13 protein-coding genes are annotated in these 16,824 nt (G+C 35.5%); all 13 read left to right on the forward strand.

The genetic code is table 11. The features are described 5' to 3' along the window. The coding region (locus tag BLO53_RS19340; protein ID WP_207648487.1) for a hypothetical protein at window positions 1–182 on the forward strand (182 nt) is incomplete at its 5' end. A gap of 356 nt (window positions 183–538) precedes the next feature. Continuing rightward, window positions 539–1,489 (forward strand): hypothetical protein, encoded by a 951-nt coding sequence (locus BLO53_RS17045; protein WP_092064371.1) that lies wholly within the window; start codon window positions 539–541, stop codon window positions 1,487–1,489. A 20-nt stretch (window positions 1,490–1,509) separates the two neighbouring features. Next, the gene (locus tag BLO53_RS17050; protein ID WP_092064374.1) at window positions 1,510–3,432 is read left to right on the forward strand and encodes a hypothetical protein; all 1,923 of its coding nucleotides are present in this window, start codon (window positions 1,510–1,512) and stop codon (window positions 3,430–3,432) included. 15 nt (window positions 3,433–3,447) lie between these two features. Next, window positions 3,448–4,548 carry a DegT/DnrJ/EryC1/StrS family aminotransferase gene (locus BLO53_RS17055; protein WP_092064377.1) on the forward strand — a complete coding sequence of 367 codons (1,101 nt, stop codon included), beginning with the start codon at window positions 3,448–3,450 and terminating at the stop codon, window positions 4,546–4,548. A 59-nt stretch (window positions 4,549–4,607) separates the two neighbouring features. Beyond that, window positions 4,608–6,056, forward strand: a complete 1,449-nt coding sequence (locus BLO53_RS17060) for an MBOAT family O-acyltransferase (RefSeq protein WP_092064380.1) — start codon at window positions 4,608–4,610, stop codon at window positions 6,054–6,056. Next, window positions 6,010–7,569: a hypothetical protein gene (locus tag BLO53_RS17065; protein WP_143003269.1), complete on the forward strand. Its 1,560-nt coding sequence runs from the start codon at window positions 6,010–6,012 to the stop codon at window positions 7,567–7,569. The genes BLO53_RS17060 and BLO53_RS17065 overlap by 47 nt, the downstream gene beginning before the upstream one ends. Before the next feature lie 42 nt (window positions 7,570–7,611). After that, window positions 7,612–8,736 (forward strand): acyltransferase family protein, encoded by a 1,125-nt coding sequence (locus BLO53_RS17070; RefSeq protein ID WP_092064386.1) that lies wholly within the window; start codon window positions 7,612–7,614, stop codon window positions 8,734–8,736. 18 nt (window positions 8,737–8,754) lie between these two features. Next, complete coding sequence (locus tag BLO53_RS17075; RefSeq protein WP_092064388.1) at window positions 8,755–9,816, forward strand: glycosyltransferase; 1,062 nt, start codon at window positions 8,755–8,757, stop codon at window positions 9,814–9,816. After that, the gene (locus BLO53_RS17080) at window positions 9,800–12,082 is read left to right on the forward strand and encodes a hypothetical protein (RefSeq protein WP_092064391.1); all 2,283 of its coding nucleotides are present in this window, start codon (window positions 9,800–9,802) and stop codon (window positions 12,080–12,082) included. Before BLO53_RS17075 ends, BLO53_RS17080 begins: the two co-directional genes overlap by 17 nt. Beyond that, the gene (locus BLO53_RS17085; protein WP_092064394.1) at window positions 12,079–12,981 is read left to right on the forward strand and encodes a GT-D fold domain-containing glycosyltransferase; all 903 of its coding nucleotides are present in this window, start codon (window positions 12,079–12,081) and stop codon (window positions 12,979–12,981) included. Before BLO53_RS17080 ends, BLO53_RS17085 begins: the two co-directional genes overlap by 4 nt. Window positions 12,982–12,988: 7 nt before the next feature. Continuing rightward, complete coding sequence (locus BLO53_RS17090; protein WP_092064397.1) at window positions 12,989–14,749, forward strand: ABC transporter ATP-binding protein; 1,761 nt, start codon at window positions 12,989–12,991, stop codon at window positions 14,747–14,749. Between the two features lie 9 nt (window positions 14,750–14,758). After that, entirely contained in the window at window positions 14,759–15,892 is a 1,134-nt protein-coding gene (locus tag BLO53_RS17095) for a glycosyltransferase (RefSeq protein WP_092064400.1), read from the forward strand. Beyond that, window positions 15,885–16,823 carry a hypothetical protein gene (locus BLO53_RS17100; protein WP_092064403.1) on the forward strand — a complete coding sequence of 313 codons (939 nt, stop codon included), beginning with the start codon at window positions 15,885–15,887 and terminating at the stop codon, window positions 16,821–16,823. The genes BLO53_RS17095 and BLO53_RS17100 overlap by 8 nt, the downstream gene beginning before the upstream one ends. The last annotated feature ends 1 nt before the right edge of the window (window position 16,824 follow it).

A 16,824-nucleotide genomic window follows, 5' to 3' on the forward strand; every position in this document is an offset into this window, starting at 1 on the left:
GTGCGAGGATGCTCGGTCTTCTGATCATAACGATAGCACCGCCTATGGCAGAACGGGCAATCATCCTGATGCCATTTATCAGTCCTAGCCTGTATCCTGAGGTGGCATACACCATCCTGGTCATCATAGAAATTTGCATCTTCTATGACAGCATGGTTGACATTGAGCAGTTTTTTACATAGTGTATTAGCAGAAACCATCTGTGGGTACCTCCGGTATCTCTGAATGTTGTAGTTTAGTCGCTAATACATTACAGAAACACAGATGGTTTTTCAATTGTAAAAGTACATCAGAGGTTAGGCATAGTACCCACCTTTATGCCAGAAGCCTCAAAAATCAAAATGAATATTCTAAGTATACTATACAGTATTAAGTCTAGATTTATAAAGCCACATTGCTAATCTTGGGGAGTTGTTTCATAAAATGTAAGCAAAAATACCGATCATGGATAGACAGGCTTTAGATAAAACATTTGTTTAAGCAATATTTATGGAAAAATGCTACGGAGATAGCTGCAACAGGCGTGGAGAAGGCAGAAATGAATATCATAAAGACAATATTGTGGCCTATAAGAAAAGTGTATCGAATTTGTAGACCTGCTCAAATTGAGATGTGTGAGAGATGGTTTAAACTGAGCAAAAGGACGTGCGTTGGAAATGAGTCAAAGCTTGCAGTAATTCGAGGTATACGAGGGAATTTTAGTATTTATAATTTCCATGTTTTGGTCAGTATGATGATTGAGTACGAATTACAAGGAACAGCGTACTGTCTTGACCTTACAATAATGGAAGAAAACTACAACATGTGGAATGCTTTTTTTGAATCAAGAGGAGAAAGTGTTGATAATATTGAGAATTATAAAGATGTTATTTACACTGATATGAACGAGGAATATTTTGCACTTCATTTGGATGCGTTCAATGTAAGAGCTAGGCATCAAAGAGCAATCATGTCAAGAATTTACAAGGAATTCTTTAGATTAAATGAGAAAACAAGCAAATATGTTGAAGATGAGTTTAATGCCATTTTGTCAGGGAAAAAGGTGCTTGGCGTATTGGCAAGAGGAACAGATTACACTCAGTTAAAACCCAAAAATCACCCTGTTCAGCCAAGTTTTGAGCAGATAGCAGACGAATGTGAAAAGCGTATTAAGAAAAAGAAATATAAATACATATATATAGCTACTGAGGATAAGAAAGCCGTTGAGTATTTTCAGGAGCGTTTCCCCAATTGTGAAGTATTAGTTAATAAGCGAAAATACTATGATAATTTTTATGCTGATGGAACTACAAATTTAACAGTTGAGTCATTTGGATATGGCAGAAAGCATGATAGAGAGCTGAAAGCGGTGGAATATATTTCCAGTTTAGTTCTTTTATCTAGATGTGATGAATTGATTGCTGGAGATTGTGGAGGAAGTAGGGCAGCAATTTATTTGAATGGTGGGGAGTATAAGAGGACTTATTTATTCGACTTGGGAAGGTACTGATTTATTAAACGGAGGATTGGATGGGAACATTTTTAGTTTGGCCAGTAGCGGCAGCTTTGGCAATTAAATATAAGAAACGCATAGAAGATATAGCGTTGATAGCTATATCGATGATTATAGTAATGATGTTTATACCCAGCTTGATTAGTGATATTCAAGTTGGGATTATTGTTGTATTATTTTTTTCTGGAATATGTGTAGCTTACATTATCTACGCACTGTTTATGAAAAGAAAGGATTGGATAGATACTGTATTTAGTCCAGGAGGTATCTTCCTTTTTTGTGTAATTGCTTTTTTTGCTTTTGTAAATTTTGGCAGGGGATTGACTGGATCTGATGCGCAGGATTATTGGGGACGACTTTTAAAAGGGTACTATTATACTAATGACATAAGATGCGATTCAGAAGCAATTCATCCAGGAAGTATGCTTCTTTGGGGAGTATTTGCAGAGAAAACATGGATTGGATATGCTGATAGCATGGCTTTATGGTCTATGGATGTTCTTATAGCTACTCTGGTAATGCCTATAATAAAGTACGCTGGAAATAAGAGAAATGTGCTAAAAACTATAGTACTGGGATTAACTGTATTGTTAATCCCTATTTCCATGTGGGATAGAATATATAATGCGTTTCTTGGAGATGGAATAATAAGTCTTGCAGTAGGAGCTATGGCTGTATCGATATATTCTTTTTTTACAACTAATGATAAGGTATATTTTTATCAGATTATTTCTGAGCTATATCTTATTACTTCGACCAAGAGAATAGGAATTTTACTGGCTGCGTGCATGCTGGCTGTATTTGTTTTTATTTTGTGGCGACGCGAATATAATCCTTCACAGAATTATAAAAGTAAGGCAATTATCTCTATAGAGTTGGCTGTATGTCCAATGTTGACATATTTATTATGGCTGGGAAAATCTAAATATTTGTTTATTGTTCCGATTATGGTAGTTGCAGGAATTGTAGGAGCAATAGTTTTTGACAATTGGAATAAGACGATATGCAAGATAGCTGTAGCGCTTACAGCAGTTATTATTCTTATTGGCTGTAAATGGATTTTTGATAAGTATTTATTAGTGGATGATCTTAGTACTTCGTCTACAATTAATTACTTTAAAGCAATTCTGGCAACAAATGAAGTTGCATGGGGCGATACAATCAAAATATCTCTTTTCAAACTTACTTTGGTATTATTTTTTATATGCTATGCTATTAGGCATAATAGTAGGTTTAGAAAAAAAGAGAACAGGGTTATGTTTTATGAAATTATTTCGCTTATACCTGCGATGGCTATTTATGTAGGCGCTTTGTGCGTTACATATGCAGCTGAAATTGCTCCATATAATCCAGGATTTGGACAATATGTACCAGCAATAGAAAGGTATTTATTGGGGTGCTTTTTTGCAATATTATTACTTTGTGCACACTGGTTTTTAGATGTTTTTGCCAATAATAGGTGGAACATCAATCCGTTTGTGGTTGTTTTTACAGTAGTTGTTCTGATGATGGATTTAAGCTCTGTAAGTAACTATCTTCTGATCAAGCCAGATCATGTAAGATTTTATGGATTTGAAAATGCAGGAATTACGCTTACAGAGGATGACACTATTTTTCTGATCCAGGAAGCACCACTTGATGTTGAGTACAATATTGGCGCATCCTTCTCTTATGACATGTATCCTGCAAAGTGTATAGTAAAGAATGATTTTACTTACAATAAACCCAAGAATGAGTATGAGCGGATATCGGTTGAGGAATTTTCAAAGATACTTGTTAAGGATAAAATAGATTATATATATATTCAGAGTATATATGACGATTTCACTGAGTATTATTCATCGATGCTACAAGGTGTCTCATATGATAAACTCAGTGGAAAAGTTCTGAAAGTAGAGATTGATGAAGATGGAAAGGTTAATTTGATCCTTTTGGATTAAAAAAGAGGGTAAGAAATGGATAAGATTATGCAAAGCCGCATGGATCGCGGATTTAACAAATATCAGGAAGAATACGAGAGGAAAGCACTAGAAGTCTTGCGTTCAGGGTGGTATATCCTTGGAAAAGAGGATGAAGCTTTTGAGGAAGAGTTTGCTTCGTATATTGGAACAAAGTATTCCGTCGGCTTGGCAAGTGGACTTGATGCACTGTGGCTTGCTTTTAGAGTCCTTGGAATTGGTCAAGGTGATGAAGTTATTGTTCAAGGAAATACCTATATTGCAAGTGTTATGGGGATAAGTATAAATGGCGCTACTCCAGTAATTGTGGAGCCAGATGAATACTATCAGATTGACGCGGATAAGATTGAGGAAAAGATAACAGAAAAGACAAAAGCTGTTTTAGTAGTGCATCTGTATGGACAGGCTGCAAACATGACTAAAATTGTGGATATTTGTAAGAAACACAATTTAAGACTTGTAGAGGACTGTGCTCAGTCACATGGCGCTTATCACGGTGATAAGATGACAGGAAGTTTTGGAGATTTTGGGTGCTTTTCTTTTTATCCCTCAAAGAATATGGGAGCATTCGGTGATGCTGGAGCTGTCACGACTAATGATCCTGAGCTTGCTCGCCTTATGAAAATATACAGGAATTATGGTAGCGAGAAGCGATACTATAATATGGTAGTTGGTGCTAATTCTCGCCTAGATGAGCTTCAGGCAGGGTTGCTTAGAATTAAGTTATCGCATATGGCAGAGATTACAAAAGAGAGAGAAGAACTTGCACGCGTTTATTTAGAGGAAATAGAAAATCCGCTTGTGATAAAGCCTTCTGTAGCAGTAGGTTCTACATCTGTTTGGCACCAATTTGTGCTCAGAATTCCAGGAAGGCGAGATGAGTTTAAACAGTACCTAGAGGATAATGGTATTATGACTATCATTCATTATCCTATTCCTCCTCACAGGTCAGAAGCATATACTTATCTTGGCCTTGGAGAGGGAAGCTTGCCCATCACTGAACAGTATGCAAGTGAGGTATTATCACTTCCTATGTACAACGGAATGACTAAAGAAGAACAGATGAAAGTTATAGAGTGTGTTAATAGTTTTACTTGATATAGAAAAAATCTGAGAGGATGTATTGGTTTCCACTAAGTAAGGGGTATGAGTAAGGCATGGCATATTTATCTATATATTATTATGCATTTGTAGTGATTCTTCTGATAATATACTATTGTTTACCGTTAAAACGTAGATGGGTAGTCCTACTTGTTGGAAGCCTAGGTTTTTATTGGAATATTACGAGAAAGATAAAGGGAGCATTTATCTTTCTATTGGTAAGCGCATTTTTGTGTTGGTTATTCGGAAGAATTGTAGTCGATTTAAAACGTCATAAAAAACTTATGTTTTTTATGGCGTTACTTTTGATATCGATGCCACTGGTATTGTTCAAGGAGGCTTCGTTCATAAGCATTGTACTGACAGGAAATGATATGCCAGATTGGTGGATTGCTCCATTGGGATTATCTTTTTTTACATTACAGATGATTGCATATCTTTCTGATATATATAATAAGAGGATAACTTCTGAAGATAATTTCTTTAAGTTTCTGTTATTTGTATGTTTTTTTCCACAGATAGTTCAAGGCCCTATTCCTAGATATGAACAACTTATGGCTCAATTAACGCAAGGCCATAAATTTTCTGAAAAGAATATTGTTAAGGGATTCCTTTTGGTTATATGGGGATTCTTTTTAAAGCTGTGTATCGCAGATAAGGCAGGAGTAATTGTAAATACTGTATTTGATTCATTTCCGACGTTCCAGGGCATATATGTACTAGTTGCCGGAGTACTATACAGTATTCAGCTTTACGCGGATTTCTTATCGTGCACGGTAATCGCACAGGGTGTTGCCGGGATGTTTGGAATAGAACTCATAGACAACTTCAAGCATCCTTATTTTGCCACTTCTATTAGTGATTTCTGGAGAAGGTGGCATATTAGTTTAAGCTCATGGCTTAGAGACTACATATATATTCCTCTAGGAGGGAACAGAAAAGGCACTCTCAGGAAGATGGTTAATTTGATTGTTACTTTTCTGGTAAGTGGTGCTTGGCATGGAGGAGGGGTGAAGTATCTTGCATGGGGGATGATACACGGTTGCTATCAGATTTTGTCTGTTATTTTGAAGCCTATTAGAGATAAGATTAGTAAATGGGTTGGTATAGATTGGAATAATGCCGAGAATAAGTTGATAAGACAAATATTTACATTTTTTTTAGTGGCAATTGCATGGATTATATTTAGAGCAGATCATTTAGAAACTGGAATGCAGATGATTAAGTCTATGTTTACAGTGCATAATATATGGATATTAACTGATGATTCTCTTTGGAGTTTGGGGCTTAGCATGAAAGAGGTATATCTTCTTATTCTTTGCATAGTCGTTTTGATAAGTGTTAGTTTTGCGCATGAAAGAGGAATAAATATTAGGGAACGTGTGCTTGCGCTTCCGATAATCTATCGCTGGACTATATATATAATGGCAATAGTATTTATTATAATATTTGGAACTTATGGGTATGGATTTGATTCCCAAATGTTTATTTACGGGGGATTTTAACGTGGGTAGAAAGCTTAGAATTTTAGGCAAGCTTATAATGTTTTTGTCTGTATTAATATTTTGCCTGTGGTTTGTAAATGGACTTTTTATCCCAAAGTATTATTATAACGAGGTATATTCTACTACGAATACATATAAAGACTTTTATAAACTTCAGAAGAATTCTGTTGATGTGCTGTTCTTTGGAAGTTCACATGCAGCATGCGCATTTAATCCTCAGGTAATTTACGATAAATATGGTATTACAAGCTACAATCTCGCAAGTGAGCAGCAAAGTCTTGTAGTAACATATTATTGGCTGGAGGAAGCATTAAAGTATCAGTCTCCCAAAGTGGTTATTCTTGATACATATACATTTCACTACTATTTCGATGCATATGTTTATAATGATATGAATTGTAGTGAAGGTGCAGTTCGTAAGGCAATGGATTTCATGCGCTTATCTCCTACAAAGGTAGAGGCAGCAGTGGATATTGAGAGAATAGATCCAACACAGGATAAATGGAGTATTTTGTTTCCAATTATTCGTTATCATACAAGATGGGCGAATTTGGATGAAGAAGATTATGTGTGTGATTCTATGGTAGAGCATGGAGCTATTAAGGGATATGCACTGGTTGGAGATAAGAAACCAGGAGCATCTACAGTTACATTTAAAGCCAGTGATGTTGATGGAATTGAAGAAGAGCCAATGGTTAAGATTGCTGATGAATATTTGGACAGAATAGTCAATTGCTGCAGAAAAAAAGGAATTGAGCTGGTTTTTACAAATATTCCTTGTGCTGAACCTATTAGTAGATATAAGGCAACGAAATGCTATGCTGATGAAAATGGAATTCCATTTTATGACTTTAATGAAGAGTCATTATACAATAAGATTGACTATGATGTAGAAGAAAATGCGTATGGGCATCCTAATTATCTTGGGGCAGAGAAAATTTCTTCCTATTTGGGAGAAGTTTTGGCAAGAGACTATGGTATTAAGCCAAGAATTGATAATTCATATGAATTGTCAGGGAAAAATTATGATCATAAGGTCAAGAATATATTGATAGATCAAACAGAGGACGTATACGATTTTCTTGAAATGATAAATGATACTAATTATAGTATATTCATTTTTGCACCTACTGATTACAGAAATAGTATAGATGAAAAAGCTCTGGCTCTTATGCAAAAACTGGGGGTCACAGATAATTTGCTAGAGAATGAGGTGGGTGTTCACTATTGCTTCGTAAAAGATGCGAATAGAGTGGTAATTGAGAAAGAGACTTATGATGATTTTAGTTTTTCTGGATCCATTAGGGGTGGGCTAGCTACATACAGTTTTACTATAGATACTACTAATTTGGATGAAAGATATCGAAAGTATTCCATGATTGTTGACGGGAAGGAATGTGGAACCCCAAAACAAGGAATAGATATTGTGGTTTATGACAACGAATATAGTCAGATTGTAAGTGAAATCAACATTGATAAAGGTAATAATAGCATAGATATAACTAGATATTAACAAATAAATGGTAGGATTAAATATAGCAGGAGCTTGAGAGGTATGATTGACCGGAAGAAAAGAGAATCCAGCTTTGAATTATTAAGAATTATGGCGATGCTAATAATAGTAGCTCATCACTATGCTGAAGTTCAGGAATCTGGGATTTTAGCATTTTACAATGATGGTTTAAGCTTTGGAACGAGCAAGGATTGGTGGGTTACAAGTTTTTTAATGCCGGGAGGAACAGTTGGCGTAGCGATTTTCTTTATGATTACAGGATATTTTAGCATATATAAGAAAGGGGTATCTGTTGCAAAAGTATTTTTGGAGACGACTTTTTATTCACTTATATTTGCTATCTTGAGCGTGTTTGCATTATTATTTTTCCATGATGCCGATTGGATGAATGCAATATATGTAGGCGAACAGTTACCTAAGCAGTTGTTGCTTCCGGTTACGGGGGGTGCTTACTGGTTTGTGACAGTATATGTTTTTTTGATTATCCTGTCAGATTATATAAATAAGATATTATTAATCCTTAATCAAAAAGGGCAGAAATTCCTGATATTTATATATTGGATATTTTGGTTTTCATTGGCAATTCTTTTAGGTAGCTATTTTGACAGCCTTCAGAACGCCATTTTCTTTTATATTGTTGGTGCATATATCAGAATTTGTAAGTTGAGGGCTAATAAGGCTGTAATGGTGATATTATTTATTACTTCATGGTGCGGTTCTGTATGCAATTCATATGTCAATTTAGTCAGTCAGATTGGCTTTAAAGATTTAATTTTAGTTAAATATCATGCTATTCTATCAGGGATAAATCATGCATTTTTTATCCCTATAGCAGCTATTTCAGCATTTATGCTTGCTAAAAATCTTCAAATAGGTAGTGTAAATATTGTAAATAAGGTTGCTGCTACCACTTTCGGTGTTTATTTATTACATAATTCACCGGTAAGTAACTTAGCTATTTGGAAAGGTTTGATTGATATTCAGCACACTCAGTATGGGAAAGCATTGTATCCATTATATGCATTGATTACACCAATTTGTGTATTTGGTGTATGTGCTCTTATTGATGCAATGAGAATACGGTTTGTTGAGCCAATTGTGCTTGCAAATTATTTGAAAATAAAAAAACGGGCATTCAAGCTGTTTACCATAGCTTCTGAAGATTAAAAATGGAGACTCTGAAAAATGAAAGTTTGTATAGTGGCTAACTGTGCGTCACGAGGTGGGGCTGAGAGAGTAGCAGTATTACTTGCCAATTATTTATGTGATAAAGGTTACGATGTAATATATGCGGCTATTCTGCTAGATGAAATAAAATATGATATCGATCCAAGGGTGAAGTATATATTTTGTGGAGTTGAAGGAGGTAATAAGTTTACTAGGTCAATTAAGAGATATTCTAATCTGTTGGAGCTTGTAAAGCGTAACAATGTAGATACTGTAGTATCTTTTATGACGCTTGAAAATCTTTTTCTTCCACTCAAAAAAGACTTATATAAGATTTATTCTATGCGAAGTGACCCGGAGAGGACGTTTAACACAGGGATTAAGAAAATTTTGCGTGACTATATATATTCATCTTCAGATATTATGGTTTTTCAGACTCAGGGAACAAAAAAATATTTTAGCAAGCGTATACAAGAAAAAAGCGTTGTCTTGGGTAATCCTATCATAGGTGATCTTCCATATTGGAATGAAAATTGCAGCAAGGTGATTTTGGCAGCAGGAAGACTTACTGATGCTAAAGATTTTCCGATGCTTATAAATGCTTTTTCTATGTTTGCGAAAAAGAAACCGGGTTATAGGCTTCTTATATATGGGGAAGGGGAACTGAGAGGACAACTGCAGAGCCTTATAGATTCGAATGGTTTGACAGAAAGTGTAATTTTGGCTGGAAATGTTAATGATATACACAAACGAATGGCTGAGGCTGAGATTTATGTATCTTCTTCTAAATATGAAGGGATTTCTAATTCAATGATTGAGGCATTAGCTATTGGAGTCCCTACAATATGTACGGATGTAGCTTCAGGAGGAGCACGAGAATATATTAGGAATGGAGAAAATGGTTATTTAGTAAAAGTTGGTGATGCAACTGAGTTGTACACACAAATGATGATTTTAGCGGAGAATATCGAACTTAGAAGAAAATTCAGCGTAAGTTCAAGAAAAATAAGACAGGAGTTAAGTGCAGACAAAATTTTTGGAGAATGGGAGAGGCTTATTTGTAATGGCAATAAGGAATGAGAATGACAATATAAAGAAGATAAAGAATGTTTTCATCTGCTTTGGAATAATAGTTATTTTGGCATTCTTGGTCATGACCTATAAAGATGACAAACTAAGACTGAATGCAAGCTTTGTTGCTACTGATGTTAATGCAACAGGGATAGAGAATGATGAGTACTTTAGCACTATAAGTGAAAGTGCTGAGGAGGGGGATGTACTTTACGCTCATTTATATTCTTATAAGCCCGGAAAGTATAATGTTAAATTTCACTGTGAAGTTTCAAATGAGGGAAGCGGATTTAGCATAGTTACTGATGGAAGCGTGACACCAGATAATACTTTTAAGACAGAAGTTTTGGATTATATACCATTATTGCCAGATGTAACGGAATATGAATATGATTATACAATTCCTTCGCATGTAAGGGATGTAAAAATGGTCATACATTATGGCGGTAGTGGAACGCTGAAGATAGGGAGAGCTTATCATACATCATATAAGCTATATTATTATGACTGCGCGTTTGTTTTATTTTGTTTAGCGCTTTTGGGCTTAATAATTGGCTACCAATTTCGAAAAAAGAAATGGGAATTTAAAATATTTGATTCAGAAAAAGAATCTGGACTAACTGATTTTGGAAGAATCTTTTTTTTACTAGTCATTACATTTATAGCATCAATTCCTTTACTTGGGAAAGGCTTTTATGAGAGGGCAGATTTACAGTTTCATCTCATGAGAATCCAAGGTATTTCGCAAGCTCTTTCGTCTGGACAATTTCCAGTAAGAATGCAGCCTGTATGGCATTATGGTATAGGATATCCGCTTTCTATTTTTTATCCTGATTTAGTATTATACCCAGCAGCGATCATGGTTGCACTTGGATTGTCTGAATATTATGCCCTATGTGTCTTCCTTATTATCAACAATTTTTTGACAGCGCACATTGGATATAAAGCGTTTTCTGCTATAACTAAATCTTATAAAAAAGGCCTTATAATTTCTGCAATTTATACATTATCGGTATTCAGATTTGGGGTAATGTATCAGTGTCAATATGGAAGTATTATGGCAATGATATTTTTCCCCTTGGTACTGGACGGAATAGTAAATGTGATTTGGGAAGATGGGACTCGCTGGCATATTTTGGCATTGGGCATGACCGGGATTATTAGCTCGCATATTTTATCTTCAGTAATGGCTACATTGATGTGTATTCTTTGTTGTATTGTGGGACTAAGAAATCTGGCAAGTGTAAAGAAGTTATTAGCTATAGGCAAGGCAGTATTAACAACATTGTTATTAAATTTGTGGTTCATAGTTCCATTTCTGCTCTCTTACAATAGAAACTATAATATAATTTTTGAACAGCCTATAACTAATAGATCAGTAGTGTTTATTCCACAGATGTTTCAGTGGATTAATTTTGGTGGAATGACTAATCAGTATGGCAGTGAAACTGCTGGAGAAATGCCTATTTCTGTTGGCATTTTATTTGCGATTGCTATAATTGGATTTCTTGTTATGGTAATTCAAGAGAGAAAATGTGATTATGTGCTGGGAACCTGTGTATTTATCTCTTTGGCAACTTTATGGCTTTCATCAGAGTTCTTTCCATGGGATTATATAATAAGAGTTCCTGCATTAGGCAAAATGTTGTATCATGTACAGTTTGCCTGGAGATATGAACTAATAGCCACAGTGGGATTATCTGTAGTTACGGCAGAGGTGATACTCTATTTTCTGGAGAAGCTTGATCTAAAGATATATTTTGTAGTGATGGTTATATGCCTGATTAATATAGCTCCTAGTATAGATTGTGTGACAAATTATTACCCTATGTTTTTCCAGGATAAGTATCAGTATTCTTATCACTTTGTTGATGATACTGAGAATGTGGATTATATGTATAGAGATTTGCCATATGAAGAGCTGAAATCTTTACCAAGGACTGTTATAGTTATAGCAGAAAATGCTGATGTAAGTAATTTGAAGAGAAATGGCGTGGATATGTCTTTTGATTATACAAAAGATGGAGACGCAAAATTTACGTTGCCTATTATTGATTATCCTGGTTATAGGGCTTGGATTAATGGAGAAGAGGAAGAACTGTCAAGTACTGACAAGCACCAGTTAACTATAATTGCTGATAGATTGAAAGCAAATTCCGGTAGTATTGAAATTAAGTATAGAGAACCTGGGCTGTGGAGAGTGTGTGAAATAATAAGTGTGGTATCGGCAATAATAATGATAATATTTGTTAGAAAAAGGAAGCGTGTAGAATGAGTAGCACGAGAAATGGAGAGAATCCTGTAAAACGTGTAATCAAGGATATAATTGCATATTTGAATTATGAGGCATATCAGACGGGGTTATTGAAAATGCATCCTCATATTAGTGTGATGTCAGTTCAGGAAACAATAAATGAACTTGTAAATACTAATAAGAGTCTTGTAAGATTTGGTGATGGAGAAATTGGACTTATCAGAGGCATCAATTTGAATCTTCAGAATAGGTCAGATGAGCTTGTAGATAGATTGAAGGATATATTGAAGTATAGCGATGAGAATATGATTGTTGCAATTCAGGATATTTTTGATGGTGTTGATATGTATATTCCTAGGACTCAGCGGTTTTGGAGAGATCATTTTCTTTTTTGCAGGAAGATTTATGAAAAATACTGTAATCCCAATAGGGTATATGGCTCCACTTCATTTTCAAGATGCTATATTACGATAGAAGATAAGAGTAAGTGCAAAAAGTGGTTTGAAGATATAAAGAAAATTTGGAATGACAAGGATGTTGTGGTAGTAGAGGGCGTTTCCGGTCACAACGGAGTTGGTAATGATTTGCTTGATACATCACGAAGTGTAGAGAGGATTATATGCCCACCAAGTAACGCATTTGCCTCATATGATAAAATATTAGAGGCATGTCTCGAATATGGCGTGGACAGGTTGTTTCTATTGGCTATAGGCGCAGCAGCGAAGCCACTCGCTCAGGATTTATTCAGGAAGGGCTATAGAGTAATAGATATCGGGAATCTAGATACTGAGTATGAGTTGTATCTTAGAGGAGCTATGGAGAAAATGCCTATAGAAAAACGGAGTATTATAACTGAGGAAGAGAATATTTGTGCAGGATATTCCAAATATTTGGGTGAGATTACTAAGAGGATAGTTTAAGGATTTTATGTATAAGAAATTGACATATATATTAACTGGAAAAGAAAAAGTATATGTGGGATATATCTTTTTTCTGATAATAATCGGTAGTGCGCTGGAACTTATGGGAGTTGCAGTATTTAACCCATATATAGAACTTATAACTGGAAATGTCACTTCAAAAGGGACTGATTTATTGCTTGGCTTCCTTTCAAAGTTTATCAGTGCTGATAATACAACTAGGACTATTATTGGCCTTTCTTTAGTTATTATTGTCATTTATGTTATAAAGAATTTGTTTCTGTCTTACGAGAAGAACACAGTTTATAAGTACTCATATGATATACAGCAAAGGGTGGCAAAGAGACTTTTGGCAGCCTATATGGATATGCCATATACCTTTCATCTTAAAACAAATCCAGCTGAACTAGTTAGGACCATACGCCAGGATGCCGATTATTTTGCAAAGGTTGTTATCCATGTGATGGAGTTGGCTATGGAAATTGTTGTATGCATTATTCTTGGGGCCTACCTTTTTGTTACAAGTCCTGTGATTTCTATAGTTATTGTGGGACTTCTTGCTGTGGCAGCCTTTGTTTATGTTAAATGTGCCAAGAAGAAACTCAGACAGCTGGGTAAAAAAAGTCAGGAATATGAGGCTATTGTATATAAAGATATAAACCAGGCACTTGGGGGAGTCAAAGAAATAAAGGTACTTGAAAGAAACGAGTATTTTACAGAGGAATTTTCAAAAGCTTTAGATAAGAATCTCCATGTTCTCAGAATCATAAGACTTATGGCGGTCCTTCCTAAGTACTTTGTGGAAGCTATATGCATAATAGGACTTATGGTTGCTGTTATTATTATGATGCTTGTTGATGGTGGAAGTATTAGTACCTTCGTTCCACAGATCGCAGTGTTTGCAACAGCTGCATTCAGACTGATGCCATCCGTAGGCAGGATTAATGAGCATACTGCTTCCATAGATGGTACCATGTCATCTGTGGACCTTATATATAAAGATCTCAAAAATGTTGAAGAGTATAAAGCCACCGAGAGAAAGCTTCACGATACACAAAAGCAGTTTGGCGCAAATAATGATTTTAATGATATAAAGCTAGTTGGTGTTGAGTATAAGTATCCAGATGGAGAAAAGCCGGTATTTAGCAATGTTAATTTTATTATACCTAAAGGTAAGACGGTGGCATTTATAGGCGAATCTGGAGCTGGTAAAACAACACTTGCTGACTGTATTCTTGGTATATTGAAACCAATTAGAGGACAGATATTAGCTGGAAATGTTGATATATATTCAGATTTACCGGCGTGGCATGGAAACATAGGCTATATTCCTCAGTTCATCTATCTATCAGATGATACTATTAGAAATAATATAGCATTTGGAATTGCTCCATCAGAGATTGATGATGCGAAGGTTATCATTGCTGCTAAAAAGGCTAAACTTTATGATTTTGTCGCTAGTCTTCCAGATGGATTTGATACTGTTGTAGGAGAGAGAGGAGCAAGATTATCTGGCGGACAGAGGCAGAGAATTGGAATTGCCAGAGCTCTTTATCATGATCCTGAAGTTTTAGTTATGGATGAGGCAACTTCTGCTCTGGATAATGAGACGGAAACAGCAGTTATGGAATCTATAGATGGACTTCATGGCATGAAAACGATGATTATTATCGCTCATAGATTGACAACCATTAGAAATGCTGATCTTATTTTTGAAGTTGGTAAAGGGAATGTCGTATCAAGAAAAAAAGAAGATGTAGTAGGATAATTGATTAGTATGAATAAAAAAATAAAAGTTCTAGCTCTCATTTGGGACATGGGAAATGGTGGAGCCCAGCAGGTAGTAGTCAATAATCTACGTTATTTTAAAGAGGATGCGGATATTGATTATAAAGTAGTTTCATTTTGCCCCCCTAATGGCTCGAAAAATGATATTGTGATCATGAATGAGGAATTGAATGTTGAATATGTTGGTTATCCAAAGAGTATAGTTAAAATCCCAATAATCAGATATCCATTTAATAAACGAGTGGAGAGATTGACTTGGGAAAAAATAATAAGACGAGAAAAACCAGATGTTGTTCATGTTCACATTTCCGAGCTGCTATTGACTACACTTGGACCAATTGTGAAGTGTGATGTTCCTGTGAGATTTGATACCCTTCATTCAAATCCTTATAGATATAAAGGTAGGGCACTTAGATGTGTGAGAAGAGCCTTTCAGAAAGAAGGCTTTATTCCAATTTGTCTTAATGATAAGCAGGTTAGAGAAGCTAAGGATCACTATGGCATCAGTAAATATGAAATCGTTCGTAATGGATTTGATTTTTCCAAGATCAAGGGGCAAATAGTTTCTAAAAAAGAGGCAAGAAAGCGTCTTGGGATTAGTGACGATGACTTTGTTTTAGTTGGAGTTGGCAGACTTGATCCAATTAAAAATTATGAACTAATGATAGATGTGTTTAGTGAAGTCCTAAAAGTAAGATCTGATGCAAAACTTGTTATTGCTGGTGGAGGAGATACTCAGCCATATGTTGATAGAGCCAAGGCATATGAGATTGAGGATGGGGTTGTCTTTTTAGGACATATTACTAATGTTACTGATGTCTATTGTGCCGCTGATGTATTGCTTATGACTTCACATTCAGAGGCTTCGCCATTAACATTGGTAGAGGCACAGGTTTGTGGAACAAGATGTGTGGTTTCTAATGGAGTCCCAGAGGAAAGCGTTATAACTAATTTGGTCAGTAGAATGTTGCAGGATAGTTCTGCATCAGATTGGGCAGATGTAGTTATAAATGGTGGCTATCATGTTGAGCCAAGATTATCTGAAAGAGACTATGATCTTTCAAATGCTAATGATAAGATAAAGCAGTTATATATAGATTATTGGAAGAAGACTAATGAATAAATACTTTTTAGTGTCAGTAGATACAGAGGGCGATAATCAGTGGGATACCCAAAAAGGTATATCAACTGAGAATGCTAAATATCTCCCTAGATTTCAGGAATTATGCGAGAAATATAGTTTGTTTCCGGTGTGGTTATGCAACTATGAAATAGTAGAAGATTCTTTTTTTGTAAATTATATGAGGTGTAAACAAAATGAAGGAAAATGCGAAATTGGAATGCATCTTCATGCCTGGCATACACCACCAGACTTTGAACTTAGCCAGGTAACTGACCAAAGGGATTATTTGATAGAATATCCTGAGGATATCATGGAACAAAAAATTAAGACTATGACAGATTTAATATCTGAAAAGTTTGGGCGAGCTCCTGTTTCACACAGAAGCGGTAGATGGGCAATGGATGATAGGTACTTTAGGTTATTGGAAAAATATGGGTATAAGGTGGACTGCTCAGTTACACCGCACGTGAACTGGAATGGAAATCTTGGCAGGTCTGGAGTACCAGGAACTGATTATTCAATGTATTCTGAGAAACCATATATGTATTCTAGCACTCTTATGGAAATACCCGTTACAATCAGGAATATGCATTTTTATGATATAGACAAGGTAAATGGGATTTATTCATCACTTAAAGAATTAAAGCATATGCTGACTGGGACACAGCAGTGGCTTCGATTTTTTGATACAACTTCTGGATACGGGGTAAAAAAATTATTAAGTAAAGTGTGTAACGAAGAAATTCTTTTGTTCATGGTTCATTCATCTGAACTTATGCCAGGAGGTAGCCCAGCATTTCCAGACGATGAGTCCATTGAAAAGTTATACAATATGCTTGATGAGTGCTTTAGTTATGCCCAAAATCAGGGATATAAGGGGATAACTATGAGAGACTACTATGATTATCATAACAAGGAGTTAGTTGATTGAC

Origin of the sequence: Butyrivibrio sp. INlla14 (assembly GCF_900102515.1) — a bacterium.
GTDB lineage: Bacteria > Bacillota > Clostridia > Lachnospirales > Lachnospiraceae > Butyrivibrio.